This is a genomic window from Streptomyces sp. NPDC096205 (genome assembly GCF_044763135.1).
Taxonomy (GTDB): Bacteria; Actinomycetota; Actinomycetes; order Streptomycetales; family Streptomycetaceae; genus Streptomyces.
Window position 1 is genome coordinate 192,986 of the sequence record NZ_JBIWFS010000005.1, and the last position, 16,820, is coordinate 209,805.

Here is a 16,820-nt window from a genome sequence, read left to right on the forward strand (position 1 = left end):
TCGCGCCGGCCGCCCACTTCGCCCCGAGCCAGGATGCAGCCGACCTCGCGGACCACACCCTGCCCATGCTCGCCATGCGCCCCCGGCCGGCTGCCGTCGCAGGAATCGGCGTAGTCGCGGTGCGGCGCGGGGCGTGCTGTCCTGAGAATGTACGTAGGAGAGCTCAGCCATGCGTCATCTCCGGACTTCCGTCCTCGCCTCCGCCCGGTCGCCCGCGCCGACCGGAGCGGGCGGAGGGCTGCTCCCGGCGCGGGAGCTCGCGATCGCGTGGTCGCTGATCCTCCTGGTCGTCGTACCGGCGTGGGTGCTGACCGTCGGGCAGGCGCGGGACATGGGGGTCGGGCCGGGAACGATGGGGATGGCCCTGCCGCTGTTCTTGTTGCTCTGGGTGACGATGATGGCGGCCATGATGCTGCCGTCCATGGCGCCGGTCGCCCTCACCTGGGTGCGGGGGATCGGGCGGCGGTCGTCCGGGTGGAGCCGGGCGGTGCGCACGCTGGAGTTCGTGGGTGGATATCTGCTGGTGTGGACGGCCTTCGGGCTGCTCGCCTACGCGGCTCTGGCCCTCACCGGGAACCTCGTGGACGATCATCCGGCCGCGGGACGCTGGATCGGCGCAGTGGCCTTCCTGCTGGCGGGTCTCTATCAGCTCGGCCCCCTCAAGAACGTCTGTCTGCGGCACTGCCGCGACCCCATGAGCCAGCTGGTGCGCTACGCCGGGTTCCGGCAGCCGGCCCGCGATCTGCGGGTGGGCATCCACCACGGCGGCTACTGCGTCGGCTGCTGCGCGGGACTGATGGTGGTCCTCGTGCCACTCGGGGTGATGAACGTGGCCGCGATGGCCGGGCTGGCAGTGATGATCTTCGTGGAGAAGCTGTGGTCACGGGGGCCGCTGCTCGCCCGGGTGGTGGGTGTCGTCTTCCTCGTCCTCGCCGTGCTGGCTCCGTTCCAGGACTGGCTGCTGCCCGGGCTGCGGGAATCTGCGCCCTCGATGGGCGGCATGTGAGCACCTGCGGCAAGCTGGAGGCAAGAGGCCGCCTCGCGATCCGCGTGCGGCTCGGGACGCGCGGTCTCGCCACTCCGATAGAGCTCCCTGGGGCTCGATGGGAGGGAAGCGAGATGACGGAACAGGCCGCTCCCGATACCCGCTGGCACCTGGCCGGCGACTGGTTCGACGTGTGCAAGTGCGCCATACCGTGCCCCTGCACGTTCGCGCAGCCCCCGACCTACGGCGACTGCGAGGGTGTGCTGGTCTGGCACATCCGTGAGGGCAACTACGGCGACGTACGGCTCGACGATCTCAACGTCCTGATGCTCGGCTCCTTCGAGGGCAACCCGTGGGCCGGCACGCACACCGACCCCTACGCCGCGGTCTTCCTCGACGAACGCGCCGACGACCAGCAGCGCGCCGCGCTCGGGACCATCTTCGGCGGTGAGGCGGGCGGCTGGCCGGCACAGTTCGGGGAGATGTTCCGGCCCGAGATGCGCGGCACGGACATCGCTCCGATCCAGGTGGAGGTCGACGAGGACCTCGCCACCTGGCGCGCCGAGATCCCGGGCCGGGTCACGGCGGCCGCCGAGGCACTCACCGGCCCGACGACACCGGCGGGCGCACGCGTCCAGGTCCACAACGCCCCCGGCGCCGAAGTCGGACCGGGCCAGATCGCCACCTGGGGCCGTGCCACCACCGACCGCGCCGACGCGTTCGGCTTCTCCTGGGAACGCTCAGGAAAGTCGAGCAAGTACTTCCCCTTCGACTGGACGGGACCCGACTGACCGCGGGGACGAGAAAGCACCGGCAGCAAGAGCCGGAAGCAGCGGTCCCAGCACTGCACCCCAGACGACGGTCAAGCACCCGACAGCCGCAGGCACGCCGAGATGGTGGCCGGCGCCCGCGAACTCATTTACGGCTTTCCGGGGTGCCGACCGGGACTGTCGGGCACTCTGCCTGTCGGGCCAAGGGGGGACACCTCGATTCCGCCTCGGCCTGGGCTCGCGCCCGGTCTTCGGTACGCACGCTGGTCGGGGAGGTCAGGGGGCAGGGGCGCAGCCGGACAGTGATCTGGGGGTGTTCGGGCCAGGCGGGCAGCATCGGCCGGTTGCCGTGATCCTCACGGCGCTGTCGGTCGAGAAGAGTCCGCTCAGCGGATCGTCCTGCTCGGCGATCCGGGCGCGGGCAAGTCGATGCTCGCCCGGTACGTCGCACTCGCGCTCGCGGGCGCGACGGACATGGACGCAGACCTTGCCCCGCTCTCCGGGTCACTGCCCCTCCTGGTCGAACTGCGCGCGTACGCCGAGACGCAGTGGCGCTCGGGCACTCTCCTGGATCTCGTCGACCACCTGCATGGCAAGAACAGACGGGGCCTGCCGAAAGACCTGCTAGAGGGGTACCTACGCTCCGGTGGCCGCGCGGTCGTGATCTTCGACGGGCTCGACGAGCTGTTCGATCCACGGCTGAGGGACGAAGTCACCGACGAGATCGCCGGATTCGCGGCGCGCTATCCGAGCGCCCGTGTCGTAGTGACATCCCGCGTGATCGGGTACCAGCGGGCGGTACTCGAACGCGCGGGCTTCCGCGCCTACATGCTGCAGAACTTCGACCGGGCACAGATCGACGCGTTCGTGACCAGCTGGTACCGGTCGGCCTTCCCGGCGGACCCCATCGGGGCAACCGGCCTGCGCGACTACTCACACGACGAGCGGCTGGCCGAGGACGCGCGCCGGCAGGTGCCCTGTACCTCCTGGCGGCGGGCTGGCGCGCCGACCCGGAGACCGGGGACCTGCTCCGGCGCATCGTCACCAGCCGAGCCCATACGTTCAGCGGAGACGCGGCGATCCGCGCACTCGCCGGTGGCTGGCGCGACGACCCCCGCACCGAGGCGCTCCTCCGCGAGGTTTCCGCCGACGACTCCCATGGGGGCTTGCAGCAGATCGCCGTGGAGACACCTGTGGAACGGGGCCTTACGACCCAGAGCTGCAAGCACTTGCCGACCGCTTCTCCCACGACTGGTAGCTGACGGGCTGTGGCGGCAGTGCAAGTGCCGTTCGCAAAACCGCTGCTCACGCTCTTGTGCGGGACAGGCCTTAGCATGTGGCCCGTTGAGGGACGGGCGGTTGCGGGTCACGCACGGTCGTGCCTCGACTGCCGCGTTGCCGCGTGAACGGCTGTGCCGTGGCAGCTGTGTCTACGGGGGGGGAGAACGTCGATGTTCGGAATCATCAGGCCGTGCCGTCATCGCCTGGGCGAGGGCATGCGTACCGAGTGGATGGCGCATCTGTGCGGATTGTGCCTGGCGCTGCGAGGCGAGTACGGGCAGTTCGCACGGGTGGCCACCAATTACGACGGACTGATCGTCTCAGTACTGACCGAAGCGCAGTCGGAGCGTACCGGCGACTGGCGGCGAGGCGCTGGTCCGTGTCCGCTGCGCGGGATGCGGTCGGCGGACGTGGCGCAGGGTGAGGGTGCCCGGCTGGCGGCGACCGTGTCGCTGGTGCTGGCCGCGGCGAAAATACGTGACCATGTGGCCGACGGCGACGGCCTGTTGGGGCGGCGCCCTGTGACGCTGGCGGCGCGCCGGATCGCCCACGGCTGGGACCGGGCGGGCGCCGCGGGCGGCGAACGGCTCGGCTTCGACACCGCGGTGCTGCTCGACGCGGTTGACCGGCAATCGGAGATCGAACGGGTGACCGGCCTCGGCGACTCGCTTCTGACGGTCACGGAACCCACGGAGACGGCGACCGCCGCCGCGTTCGCGCACACCGCGGTGCTCGCCGGCCGCCCGGGAAACGCCGAGCCGCTGGCGGAGGCCGGCCGTCTGTTCGGCCGGCTGGCGCATCTGCTCGACGCGGTGGAAGATCTGGACGCTGACGAGGCGACCGGCGCGTGGAACCCGATCACCGTGACCGGCGCGGACCGCACCGAGGTCCGCCGGCTCTGTGACGACGCGGTCCACGGGATCCGACTCGCCCTGTCCGACGCCGAGTTCGTCGACGCGCGGCTGGCACGGGCACTGCTGGGCGGCGAGTTGGAGCGTGCCGTCGACCGCGTCTTCGATCCCCTGCATCGTCACCGCCAGCACCGCCACCAGACACGGGGCCCGCGCATGCTGCCCTGGCTGGGACGCCGTACGGCGACGGAAACGCACTCGCGGACCGGCACGGAGACGGATTGCGGAGCCGGGGCGCTTACGGGCGCGGCCCCGCAGGGTGCCTCGATGGCGTCGGGTCGGCCCTCGGAGGAGCAGTGTCGGCGGTGTGGCCAGTGGCGCCAGTTGTGCCGCAACTGCCGGTTGTGCTCCAACTGCTGCACCTGCAACGACGACGACGGCCCGGACGACGCGGAGCCCTGGCAGTTCGGCGACGGCAACGGCAACGGCAATTCTCGCCAGGACGGTTCCGGGAGCGACGGCTGGTTCGGCGGATCGAGCGGCAATAACTCGGGCGGTTCCTCCGGCGGTTGGGGCGGCGGTGGTCGGGGGTCGGGCCGCTCCGGTGGCTCCGGCGGTGACTCGGGTGACGGCTGCTGCGGTGGCGGGGGCTGCTGCAACCCGTGCAAGTGCTGCTGCGACTGCTGCGACTGAACGACGGTGAGCGGTGAATCCTCAGGCGGGGGAACCCGTTCGAGACTCGTTCGAGGTCGTGGCACCATGTGCGGCATGACAGCACACCGAAAGGGCCATGCCGCGTAGACGGCCGCGACACGTCCGGGGTGGTGTTCCCCGCCGCCGGACACAGGACACAGTGCGGGTCGTCGACGGGCTGTCCCTGCGCACGCTGGCTGAGATCGGCCGGCTCGAGCGCAGCCGCAACTATCTGCAGCCGGGAGACGTCAGCGCGGCCCTGCTCATGTGGAAGGACTACGTCCACCGCCCCGAGAGGGAGCTGTGGCACGACTACGAGTGGGGCAACGTGCACTGGTACTGCTGTGGTGACCCCCTCGAAGCCCGCGCTCTCCTCGACACCGTGGTCCAGGCCCTGTCGCCCCGAAGCGCCCGCCGGCTCAGACAGATCATCAGCCGTTCCGACGCCATCTGGAACCGACCGACACCGCCGTACATCGTCGACGGAGGTTGAAGAACAAGCTCAGGGCGTGATCCGCACGGATGTCACGGGCTCGGAGTGGATGCGGTGGACCTTGCGGCCGGCGGGTGACTGCCTCAGCGCTCCCACGGATCCGCAAGCCGAGTGCCGCACAAGGCCTGGGAGTGACCGGCCGGACCGTTGAGGCACGCGCAGCTGCAGTGGCAGCATGGGACGCGGTCGTTCAGCATGGCCCGGGGAGGGCGACAACGTGACGGTGATCGAGTACATGCTGATCGGCGGGGCGGGCGGCGCGCTGATCGAAGCAGTCGCCTTCTTCAACCGGCTGGGCGAATGGCGCGCGGCTCGGCTGACGCCGACGGGCAACAAGCGCAAGAACCCTCCGAGCTTCCTCAACTTCATAGACCTGCCGCCAGTGGTGGCCATCGCTGTTACGCGACTGGTTCTCGGCGGGGCTGCTGCCACGGCGTTCGGGACCAGCGGTCAGGCGACTGGGGCACTCGGTGCCTTGACGGTCGGGGCCGCAGCACCCGCCCTACTCCAACAGCTGGGTCAGATCCGTCAGATCCGTGAGGCAGTAACCCAGTCAGCGACTCAGCAGCCGAGCCCGCAGCAGACGCCCGCGGACACTGCGGCCAGTACGATGCAATCGCCGGCCCCGGAGGCCGTGGAAGAGGGTGGGGTCGCATGAGCAGGAGCAGCGATGGCGAGCTGAACTTCGGCCAGAAGGTCGTCGGCGGCCTGATCGGGGCCATCAGCAACACCAACAGTTCCTATGCCGTCCACAACGCGAGTGTCCATGCTGAGCCGACGGAACCGCATTTCGCCGAACTGTTGGCCGGGGTCAGGCAATTGCGTGACGATCTGCAGCGGCTGGTCCCCAGCCCCGAAACCGATGCCCTGGACGAGGTACTCGCAAGCGTCGAGGACGAGATCACGGCGACCGGCCACGCTTCGCCAGGGCAACTGGCCAGGCTGCACCAGGCACTCCAGGACGCAGGGGCGGTGGCGGGACTCCTGGCCTCCGCGGCGGCCGTAGAGCACGCGCTTGCGACGTTGCTCGGCGGCTGAGTCGAAGCTGAACGCATGCCGCGGTCTCGCACCTGCGGCCGCCGCCCCAAGGCCCTCTCCCCGAACCGCGGACCGGCCAGCGTGACGCCGGCGCCGTAGCGAGTGGAGACTCAGCGGGAGTACTTGCTGGTGACGATGAGCACACCTAGGGCCTGTCGTTTGGATCAGGTCGGCTGAAAGGGACTGCGCTTCTTGGCCGGGTCGAGCGGGGTCTGGTGCGTGCAGCTGCAAGGCGGAGGAGGGAGTCGACGCGATGGGGGTCCCCCCGCGCGAGCTCGATTCGAGCGTGGGGGAGTCGGCAACCGACGACAACGCCGCTGGGGGTCCCCCCCCACGCCCTTAAGGCAGTGGGGGAGTGCGTGCCAGACCCCGCGACGCCGGCATGATCCAAACGACAGGCCCTAGCTGCGGGCGGACAGGTTGATCTTGGTCGACAACCCATCTGCCAGGAGCTTCACCTCTTCCAGTACGCGAACCCCACGCCAACACCACCTGTCCTCAGGCAAGTTGGAAACAACCCCCTGCCCACGATCGGCCCGAACAGCCAGAACGACCCGTCGAACAAACCGGCGGGCCGTCGCGAGAGATCGAGGCTAGGATCATCTCGTTCGTGACACGAACATTATTCGTTCATCTTCTGTCATGCTTCCCTTACCACCGAAAGATTCCTGCATGATTCGCCACAAAGGCAGACTTCCTCGCCTGGCCTCGCTCCTGATCGGTGCCGGACTGGCCGCCTCGCTGGTGACCGCTCCCGCCGGCGACGAGACCGCCGCGCATGGCCCCACGGCCCCCGCGCCCGCCGCGTACGCCGTCACCCCCGCTGTCTCCCCGTTCGTCCAGAGCGGCCCGCGCAACATCGTCACACGGATGCAGGACACCTACATCACCAACGTGAACGACGCGGACCACTCCGGGGGGCAGCTCCTGCACGTCGGCACGCCGGACAACGGCACGACCAAGTACCGCAGCTTCCTGCAGTTCGACGTCTCCAAGCTGCGCGGCGCGAACATCAAGAGCGCGAGCCTGCGGCTGTACAACTCCTTCACCGGCTCCTGCGACGGCTGGTGGATGTACGCCGACCCGGTCGCCGCCGCCTGGAGCCAGTCCACCATCACCTGGGCCAACCAGCCGGCCCTGAGCGCCGGTTACCAGAGCTCCGCGAACTTCGGCATAGGACATCCGACCTGCCCGGACCAGCCGGTGGACTCCGACCCGGACACCTCGAACGGGATCAAGCGGCTCGACGTGACCGCCATGGTCAAGGCATGGACGTCCGGGGCACTGGCCAACAACGGCCTGCGCCTGTCGGCCGGCGAGTCCGGCAGTGTGGCGTACAAGGACTTCTGCTCCATGAACCCCAACGCCACCGACTTCGCCTGCCACCTCGCCTACTACACGCCGACACTCGAAGTGGAATTCAACCCCGGCGCGTCGGTCATCGGCGCGGCCGACGAGTACGCCGTGAACTACGGCGGCTACCCGGCCACGAGCTCGGCGCTGGAGTTCTACGACTCCTACAACCCCTCCCTGTGGCCGGCGACGGGCCCTTACCAGCGATGGGTCCCCGACGCGTATCACTCCTTCCAGGACCCCTACGGCGACCTGCTCCGGGCCCCGTTCGCGGGCGGGACGGAGCACCGGCTGCGCCCCGCGGGCGCGTACGCCGCGCCAGGACGCAGCGGCCAGCAGGTCCTGGTCGTCGGGGACGGGCAGAGCGGCCTCGTCACCGTCGTCCCGTACCCGGCTCTGTCGGGGGCGCGCTTCGCCATCAACGTCGGCGTCAGCTCCATCACCAACCTGCACGGCGCGGAACTCCTGCCGGACGGCAACGTGGCCGTGGCCCTGGCCAAAACCGGCCAGGTGAAGGTCTTCACCAAGGCCCAGGGCGCGATCGGCAACGCGCCGAGCGCTTACGCCACCGCGGCGTACACCGCGGCGCTGGAGGACGCCCACAGCGTGCTGTACGACCCGGACACCCAGTCGCTGTGGGCCGTCGGGAAGAGCGAACTCGTCCGCTACGACTACACGAGCGGCACCGGGAAGCTCGGGAGCCCCGAGAAATTCGCCCTGCCGATGAACCCCAACGGCACCTCCGTGGCCTACGGCCACGACATCGAGCCCGTCTACGGCAACCCCGACCGGATGTGGGTGTCGGCCAACGCGGGGATCGTCCAGTTCTCCAAGTCCGGAGCCACGCCCTGCTACGTCTCGTCCCGGTGGCCGACCTCCGCGACGGCGCCCGACGGGAGGACCAACCACTGGTGCACGGACTACACCCGTGAACCGCTGGTCAACAAGGGCGGCATGGCCAAGAGCGTCGGCAACGACCCGGTCTCCGGCACCGTGATCACGACTTGCGCGGGAGATCCCACCGCCTGCCACGCGCCCGTCGCGGGAGCCGACAACTGGACGACGCCGGCGATCACCTTCGTGGACTCCTCCGGTCGCCATGAGGAGTTCTGGCGCGAGACCTACGCCCAGTACTACCGGGCGCGCTGGATGGTGCCCAGCTACAACTGACGCCGGGCCGCTGCCCGTCCTCCCCGGGGGACGGGCAGCACCGCCGCCGGAATGCTGTGAGGGCCCCGATGCCGCCGGGCACAAGGATGTCCAAGTCTCCGGCGGCGTCGCCAACATACGGCCGTTCCTCGCCTCCGGGCTCCTGGGCGACCTCGGGCTGACCGTCCGCACTTCGGACTCCGCTGCGGTGAGGGCGTTTGACCGTACGACGGCTCTCCATTTGGCGCGGAACATGGAGTGCTCCATCGACGCTGAGTCGGCGATGGCGGACCGAGTCGCGCCGGTGGTGTGCCCGGTCGATCCTCACCGTCCTCCGTCGGGGCCGCCGTGTCTACCGGACCCGCCGTCGCCATCACGCCTACCGAACCCGCCATCGCCGTCGCGCCCGCCGTGCCCGTCGTGCCCGTCGTGCCCGTCGCGCCCGCCGTGCCCGCCGTGCCCGTCGTCATCGTCGTGCCTGCCGTGCCGGCCGTCGTCGTGATGGCCGTCGTGTCCGGACGGGAGGTCGACGGTGTCGCAGTAGATCACCGGTCCCTGGGGCGTGAAGGGGGTGGAGCCGTCGGTGGGGATGCCCTCTGTCTCCATGACCAGCAGACGCAGGGGTGCCCCGCGCCGCACCTGAGCCACCTCGATCTCGCCCCGGTAGGACGGTGTGTGGGACGACTCCGCGTCGACCGAGATGAGGGGCGTAACGGTGTCCTCGAGGGTCACCCAGCCGAGGTTTTCGTCGCCGATGACGCCGTGGCGGCGCTGGAGAGTCGCGGTGATCTGTGGCGGCAGGGAGCCGGTTGGGTCCCAGGAGGGGCCGGTGAGACTCACCGAGAGCGGCCGGCCGGGGCTGACCGTGATTTCCCGGTCGGGCAGGGTGCGGACGACATCGGCGAGGACGACCGGTGAGATCTCGGCTCCGTGGATGGAGTCGGGCTGGTAGCGGACCAGGGCGAGCCGGACGAAGGGCAGACAGGTGTCCCCGGTGTCCAGCTCCAGGTCGCAGAACCAGCGTCCGCCTTTCTCGTCCGGGTCGAATTGCGGGGCGAATCCGACGACCGTGACGGGGAGCGGGCCGGTGGGCGCGGGCAGAACGAGTGGCTTGGGCGGCCCCACCGCGTTGGTGAACACGTCCGGGGTCGGGGCCACGACGGGCGCGGAGCGGTGGACGGGGTCGCGGCCCATCAGGGTGACCCAGGCGTCGCGTGCGGACGTCGGGTCGCCGCCGGGCGGCTCGCCGAGGACCACACCCAGCAGTTCGCCCTCTCCGGAGGAGAACCAGGGGCGGCCGAGGTACACCCGGATGCCTCCGCCGCGCCTGCGTCGGACGATGGCACCGGACGGCCCGTCGGCCTGGTCCAGGGACAGCGTGGGTACGCAGTACAGGACCCGCGGTGCGGTGGGCGCCGCGCTGCTGGGCACCGAGTACTCCTGCGCGGCGCCCTGTACGGTCAGCTCGCCCCGGCCGGGCTCGGCGAACGGCAAAGGGAAGTAGTCGCCGAAGCGGCTGCCCGCCAGCGGGCGATAGCGGACCACGCGGTGTTTGGTGTCGCCGAACTCGTGCTTCGTGAGGAGGGGCGGGACCCCGTCGGCCGTGGCCTTGTCCTCGGCCGCCTTGGTGCTGAACGTCAGTACGCCGTCGCGGATGAGGGCGGGGTCCGCGCCGGGAGTGCCGGTCGGGACCGCCCTCGCCGTGAGCAGTCCGAACACCGGCGTGGTCATCGTCCGGGTGACGGTCCCGTCGGGGCCCTCGTCCGTCACCTCGCTCCACTCCGCGATCACATCGATTCTGCCCGTGCTGTTCTCGTCCAGCGCGATGGTGCCGGCGAGATGTTCGGCGGTCGCGTTCCGAGCGCGCTCTTGCGTCGGCGGAGGCACGTTCAGTACCGGTGTCCTCAGCGGCTTCTGGACCGCGTGGACGAGGGTCAGCTCGTGCCAGGGAGTGAACATCCAGTGGCGATTCTCCGCGGCCAGTTCCAGCGCGCGGTCGGTCTTCGTCCGCTCGGCCTCGCTGTCCCCCGCCACAGCCCGGGACCAGGAGGCCATGCCCATGAGGTCCGCGTCGAAGTCGATGCCGGAGCACACCCGTACGGTGGCCATGGCGCCCTTGGGCAGCGACACGGTGAGGACCCGGGACGCCTGGTCGAAGTGGGGTGGCGCGGTGCCTTCGGCCAGCCTCAGCCGGAAGGACTTGGGACGGTGCCAGACGTCGCCGTCCCAGGGGACGAGGAACGGCTGTCCTGCGGGCATTCCCGGCAGGTCGAACAGGGCGGTTCCGCGGGCCAGGGGGTCGGGGAGGCCCCGCATGTCGACCTGTTCGCCCGTGTGCAGGGCGGTCACCGCGGGGTGGTCGGGGTCCGCCGCCGGTGACTCGACGGGCTCCAGTCGGACGTCCGGGCCGGGGTCGTCCAGGGAGCCGCTCTCGCGCACGGCCAGTTCGTAGATCGCGTCCTGGACGGCGTGGTCGGTGGAGCCGATGGCCTCGTCCAGCAGGCCGTGCCATTCCACGCACTGCAGCGATGTCTTCGGTGCGACGACATGGCGTTCGTCGACGCCCTGGTAGGGGACGTGTCCTCGTTCGGTGACCAGCGAGGACCGGTTGAACTCCGCGGCGTACTGCTCCGCCGTAATGCCGGCTGTCGGGGCCGGCTGCGAGCCGGGGCCGCAGTCGACGGTGAAGCCGGCCTTGCGCCCCAGCTCGGTCAGGGACTGGCAGCCGGGTGTGCCGTCGGCATCGTGACCGGAGAAGCCCTGGCTGCGTTGCTCTTCGGCATAGGCAGCCCTCGTCTGGTCGCCGAAGTCGCCGTCGGCGCCGCCCAGGAGGGGGTGGCCCATGGCCATGAGTGCCGTCTGGACGACGCGGATGTCGTCATTGGTCAAGTGGGGCCGGACATTGGCCAGGAGGACCCTCGTCCCGTCTCCCACAGTGGCGGGAGGAGCAGCGGGTGGCGGCCGGTCCCCCGGGCTGCTGCGGATCACCATCCGGAAGGTGGAGGCGCCTTCGGCGAGCGGCCGTCTCGGTGCCACTGCCGGCGCCGGTACGGCCTCGAACCGCTGGAAGACCAGCGGCCGGTCAGGCGCCGCCACGTCGGGCAGGTGCATCAGGGCGTCGGCCTGCCTGAGGTCGAGTCCGTTGCCCGCCAGGTCGACGGTGCGCAGCCGCACCCGGTACGCGTGGCCGTACCGCAGTGGGGGAAGTGAACCGCGGGCCGCCTTGATCGTGATCTCCAACGGCAGTCCCGGGGGCGCCTCGTTCCGGGGTGCCACCGGAGCGTTGGGGGCTTCCTGGTTGTCGGGGTCTCCCTCGGCGGTGTCCAGGAGGAGACCCGGGCGCGGCGCGGACAGGGACCATCCGCGCCAGACGGCCAGCGGCTCGGGTACGTAGAGCGCCGCATCGTTCGGCGGTGAGACCAGGTGGGCCTGGAAGAAGCCCTCGTCAGTGGCCGTCAGCAGCAGCGGTCCGTCCTGGGGCCGCCGGTATTCCACCTCGCGGGCGTGCAGCGAGAACCATCTCCTGCGCTGCTCGTCCCAGATGTCGATCCGGTGGCCGCGGACCAGGTCCTTGGCGGCGAGTACGGGGGCGGTGGGCTGGTGCTGACCGTCGTCCGGGGCCGGTTCCGCGGCCCCCGGACTTCCCGCGTCGCCGTCCGGGGGCTGTGCCCGCTGCATCCGCTGCTGTCCGACCACCTCGTTGAAGGCCTGATTGTGCTCGTTCGCCCGGCCGAGTTCTTCCTGCAGGACGCCCATACGACTGTTTCTGATCAGGGAGATGCCTTGGGCCCGCATCGGGGACAGGCCTTTGGCGTCCTCGGGAGCCCGCAGCATCTTCAGCGCGGCGCCGTCGACGTCCCCCTGCTCGACGGAGAAGTCGGTCTCTGTGAGCGCGACGAGGCCCCGCGACGGCGACGCCAGTGGATCGCCGCCGGTTTGCGGTTGAGCGGGCAGAAAGACACGGCGGCCGGGCGCGGGCGGATCCGAGGACAGGGGGTCGACGCCGAAGAAGTAGCGGGTGAAGCAGGGCACGTCGTGCGAGCGGGGACCCAACTGCGGGTCCCATCGGGGGATGACCGTCAGCAACCGCTCGCCATCCACTGATTCGGGGAGGTCGGCCGGCAGGACGAAGTCGAGGACCAGTCCGAGGCGCCGGAGCAACACAGGGTGGTCGCCGAGCGAGGTGAGCATCGTATGGAAGTCGAGGGACGGTTGCCGTGAGCGTTCCTCAGGACCGGCCACCGGCTGTCCGTCGGCAGGCGGCTGGACGGGAGCCAGCGACTCGGCTCCGAGCGACGGCACGCCGGTTGCGGATCCGTCGGCGTTCGAGGGTCGGTGGAACGCTTCCAGGTTCGCCAGCTCCGGAGGAACGGCATCGTCACGAGAAACGGCAGGCCCGCCCTCAGCGGCCAGCGTCGCCCCCTCGCCCACGAGGGCAGCCGACTGAGCGCGCAGCAGATCGTTCGTCCTGGGCGGTGCCTCGGGATGGTCCGTCGCCGCCGTGGCGTAGACGCGCTTGGTGAAACCGCGGACTTCCTGAGCCGAGTAGCTGCGCATGTCCCCCTGCGGCGCATCGCCCGAGTAGGGCTCCAACGGCGTGCCCTCGTGGAAAAGACTCGTCCACAGGTCCATGTCGGGCGCCGGGCCCTGCGGCGCGAGCGCACCGGTGAAGGACGCGGGCACGGGTGGGGTCACGCTGCCGTCGGCGGTGGCGAACTCGAAGGTGGCCGCCATGACCTTCTCGGGCCATCTGAGGAAGTCGGGGAACTCGGCCAGCGTTGCGTTCGTCCCCTCGGGCTGCAGCCGCGGTGCCACGAACACCGAGACACGCACCTGGGTGCCGTCGTCCGAGAGCCCGGCCGGCAGGACCGTCCAGTTGATGTGCTGTTCGAGGGACATGGACATCACCCATGGGTCTGGGGGGCGTACGCCTCGCAGTACTCGCGCCAGTACGGTTCCAGCGGGACACACTCGGCGAAGGTCGGGTCGCCCGGGGCGCCGGAGAAGCTGCGCTCCAGTTCGAGCGTCACGGACTTGCTGAAGAAGGCGATCCGTACGCTGACCGTGAGCGTGCCTTTTCCACGGACCACCGACTGGTGTCCGTGCTTCTCGTAGGTCAGTTCGAGGTAGAACTCGACGGACACCGTGACGATACCCAGTACGCACAGAAAGCCGCTGCAGTGCAGGTAGCCGCTGAGAGAGACCGTGTCGTGCCCATCCTCTCCTTTGCTCAGCGTGAAGCGGATGCCCGCCATGATCGAGACCCCGCCGCGCGCGACGCCGATGTTCAGCGCCGCGGCGCCGCCGAACTCTATGGCCCCCTCGATCTGTCGTGGACCGGTCGTGTCGACCAGCATGGAGAAATAGCCGCCTCCACCGAGCAGGGACACGGTGACGTTGAAGGGGTGCTCTCGCTCGGAGACGGCGAAGCGGAACGCGACTCCCTCGTCGCCCTCGAAGGGGATGACCAGCTCGGCGGTGAGCGAGACGTTCGCCAGTCTGAACACACCGATTTCCAGGGCCGGAAGCGCGAACTTGTAGCCGGCCCGGATGTCATGGGAGGTGACGTCCACGTAAGCGCCGGCTCCGAAGACGTCGGCGGGCAGCGCGCTGCGAAGGGTGTTGATGAACTCCAGGTCCTTGACGAACGTCAGCTCCAGGCCGCTGGCCGTGATGTCGGGCTTCTTCCCCGCGCCCGCCCTGAAGGTGAGCTCTGAAATGTGCACGCGGGCGATGTCGGCGAAGTCCAATGCGAAGTCGGTCAGTTTGCCCTGCACCGTGGACTTGTCCAGGGCGTCCTGCGAGCGGACGGTCCGGGCGTCGAGCGTCAGCATGGCGTTGTCCATGATGACGGGAAGCGGCGACTCGCCGGGCCCTGGGTCCGGCCGCTCGCCCAGCTTGGTCTTCCACACGTAGCGCAGTTCCTTGCCCTGCCCGTCCACCAGGTCCCGGACCCGCAGAACAGGAGCGGGCAGCAGACCGTCGGGGGCCCGCAGGATGGCCTCGATCTGCTCGTCGCCCAGTTGCTGGAGCGTCCCGAGGGGGCCGTCGGGGATGCCCGGCAGGAACTTGTCCAGGGGGATCGTGCCGAGCAGTTTCGCTCCGCCGAACGCCTTTCTGATGTCATCGACGTCAAGGGCGCCGACGACCGCCCCGGTCGCGTCCGTCTTGTACAGGTCCGGAACGACACCCGCCTGCGCGGTGATCAGCTTCAGGACGGTCTTCGGGCTGGCGACACCACCGGCCTGCTCCGTCCCGAGTGCGAGCGGGATCGGGTTCTGAAGCTCTAGGTATGCGCCTGCCGGGTGCTTCTCCATGGTCTGCTGGAGATAGGTGCCGTTGAACTTGACCTGCACGTCACCGGCGTTCGGGAGGAACTCCTCCACGGCGGGGACGTGTACGGTCGCCGCCCGCACGTAGGGCCGGCCGACCACGTAGCGGTCCTGCTCGCCGGAGTTGCGCGCGATGCTCCCGAGCCCGAAGGTCAGGGTGCTGACCGCGTGGCTGGTGCTGCCGGGGGCATCGGCCGGAGGCTGCGCCATGGCCATCACCTGACCGCCCAACTGGCAGGTCATGCGGCCGGGGACTTCTGCGTGCAGTGCCTCCAACTGGGGCTCGGGATCGACGAGTCCATCGGGTACGAACACGAGCGGCATCTGGAAGCTGACCGTCCTGCCCTCGCAGTCCGTGCCGATGAGAGTGAACTGGTGGTCGGCTCCGCCGAGGAGCCTCACCCAGAAGGCGTCGCGGTCCCGGAGTGGCTTCCTCGGATCGGTCTCGTCCCGCTGCGTCGTCGAGGGCGGCTGGATCAGCGGGGTCGTGCGGTCCGTGATGCGCAGACTGCCGAACGGCATCTCCCGTCCCGCGAACGTGAAACCGGTGCCCTGCCCGTACTGGACCTCCGGCTGCTTGACGATGATGCGGTCCTCCTGCTGCAGGTAGGCAACGATTCCGTCGTTCGGGCGGGCGACGAACACGCGGCGGAACTCCCGTACGTGGGAGGCCCGGTGACCGGTGGTCAAGTGGCCCCTGGTCACCACGCGTACGTACTGGTCGCGTCCCAGTCCCGCGATGTGGTCGTACGCCTCCAGCTCCGGGAAGGGCCGCCCGGCCGACAGGTACCGGGTCTTGTCGCCCTCGTGCGGAGCCTCCCAGACTCCGTGCAGGTGGACCGACGCCCCCAGCGGGGTGACCATGAACTGCTCGACGTGCAAGGGTGCGCTCGGGACGTCGATGGGGACGTCGCCCGGTACGACGAGTTCGGCCCGGCTGGTGAGTGTGACGAGGTCGTCCAGGTTCCCGGCGGTGAGCGGGCCGTCCACCAGGAGCGGGCCCCGGTCGCCGACCGCCGCGAAGGCCCGCAGCAGTACGTCTCCGTCCTGTGTGCCGTGCAGTCGCGCGTGCCACAACGCGGTACGTCCGTCGGACTCGTGGGGCTCCGGCCGGCTCAGCCAGTCCACCGGCTCGTCGTAGGTGATCAGCAACCGGGCGGGAAACTCGATGACGCTTCTGGGAACACCCTGGAAGACCGTCGACCCAGGGGCGTCCGGGTTCTGCAGGCCGACCGGAACCGTCAACGGCACGAGCCGCTCCCAGTCGAGCAACGCCTCCAGTGACAGATCCAGGCCGTCCAGGTCTGCCGGCAGCGAAAAGGCCAGTGTCGTCGGCCCGCAGGTGAACGCTTTGACGGGACCGGGCGGAGGCGTGCTTCCTACGATGATGGACTGCTCCACGACGTGCTGCGGCGGCAGTCCGGCCAGGACGAACGCCGGTGCACCCGGATCCCGCGGCACCAGGCGGTGTCCGTCGAAGCGCAGATTGACCAGGCTGATGTCGACGACGAGCATGTCCGCCGGCCGCACCACGCGGAAGGGTCCTTCGACAACGTCCCCGGGGTCCTCTGGACGGTCCGGCTCCGAGGGCCTCGGACGGGGACGGGGACCGTGGCCACGGTCGTCTCCGTCGAAGGGCCCGTCCCGGTCGGGCCTGTGCCCGCGGAAGTCTCCGTCGAAGTGATCACCCCGGCCGTCGCCGTGCCCTCCACCGTGATGGCCCCCGCCGGAATGGTCGCGCATCTCGTCAAAGCGTCGCAGGACGACAGGGCGAGCGGTGTGGAATGCCATGGGGAAACGCCTCGATCGAGGTCGTGAGAATCGTGGGACAGTCGCGACGACGCCGCTGACCTCACCCTCATCTTCACTCCGGCG

At 69.8% G+C, this 16,820-nt stretch carries 10 protein-coding genes; 8 read left to right on the forward strand and 2 right to left on the reverse strand.

The window, feature by feature from the left end:
- The first annotated feature begins 169 nt into the window (after window positions 1-169).
- From ACIQ6Y_RS20150 to ACIQ6Y_RS20185, 8 genes are all read left to right on the forward strand, one after another.
- Complete coding sequence (locus ACIQ6Y_RS20150; protein WP_404040559.1) at window positions 170-1,006, forward strand: DUF2182 domain-containing protein; 837 nt, start codon at window positions 170-172, stop codon at window positions 1,004-1,006.
- Window positions 1,007-1,119: 113 nt separating this feature from the next.
- A complete protein-coding gene (locus ACIQ6Y_RS20155; RefSeq protein ID WP_404040562.1) occupies window positions 1,120-1,776 on the forward strand; it encodes a DUF1326 domain-containing protein in 657 nt (218 codons plus the stop codon).
- A gap of 378 nt (window positions 1,777-2,154) precedes the next feature.
- Window positions 2,155-3,351 (forward strand): NACHT domain-containing protein, encoded by a 1,197-nt coding sequence (locus ACIQ6Y_RS20160; protein WP_404041526.1) that lies wholly within the window; start codon window positions 2,155-2,157, stop codon window positions 3,349-3,351.
- The gene (locus ACIQ6Y_RS20165; RefSeq protein WP_404040565.1) at window positions 3,252-4,580 is read left to right on the forward strand and encodes a DUF5685 family protein; all 1,329 of its coding nucleotides are present in this window, start codon (window positions 3,252-3,254) and stop codon (window positions 4,578-4,580) included. Before ACIQ6Y_RS20160 ends, ACIQ6Y_RS20165 begins: the two co-directional genes overlap by 100 nt.
- Window positions 4,581-4,740: 160 nt before the next feature.
- Window positions 4,741-5,073, forward strand: a complete 333-nt coding sequence (locus ACIQ6Y_RS20170; protein ID WP_404040568.1) for a hypothetical protein — start codon at window positions 4,741-4,743, stop codon at window positions 5,071-5,073.
- Between the two features lie 217 nt (window positions 5,074-5,290).
- Window positions 5,291-5,731 carry a hypothetical protein gene (locus ACIQ6Y_RS20175; RefSeq protein WP_404040571.1) on the forward strand — a complete coding sequence of 147 codons (441 nt, stop codon included), beginning with the start codon at window positions 5,291-5,293 and terminating at the stop codon, window positions 5,729-5,731.
- Window positions 5,728-6,111, forward strand: coding sequence for a hypothetical protein (locus ACIQ6Y_RS20180; protein WP_404040574.1), 384 nt, complete (start codon window positions 5,728-5,730; stop codon window positions 6,109-6,111). Before ACIQ6Y_RS20175 ends, ACIQ6Y_RS20180 begins: the two co-directional genes overlap by 4 nt.
- Window positions 6,112-6,783: 672 nt before the next feature.
- Complete coding sequence (locus ACIQ6Y_RS20185; protein WP_404040577.1) at window positions 6,784-8,634, forward strand: DUF6528 family protein; 1,851 nt, start codon at window positions 6,784-6,786, stop codon at window positions 8,632-8,634.
- A 303-nt stretch (window positions 8,635-8,937) separates the two neighbouring features.
- On the opposite strand, the gene ACIQ6Y_RS20190 is transcribed toward ACIQ6Y_RS20185, so the two are convergent.
- Window positions 8,938-13,512: a peptidoglycan-binding protein gene (locus ACIQ6Y_RS20190; protein WP_404040580.1), complete on the reverse strand. Its 4,575-nt coding sequence runs from the start codon at window positions 13,510-13,512 to the stop codon at window positions 8,938-8,940.
- Between the two features lie 5 nt (window positions 13,513-13,517).
- On the reverse strand, window positions 13,518-16,478 hold the full coding sequence (locus tag ACIQ6Y_RS20195; protein WP_404040583.1) for a hypothetical protein: 2,961 nt from the start codon (window positions 16,476-16,478) through the stop codon (window positions 13,518-13,520).
- Window positions 16,479-16,820 lie beyond the last annotated feature (342 nt).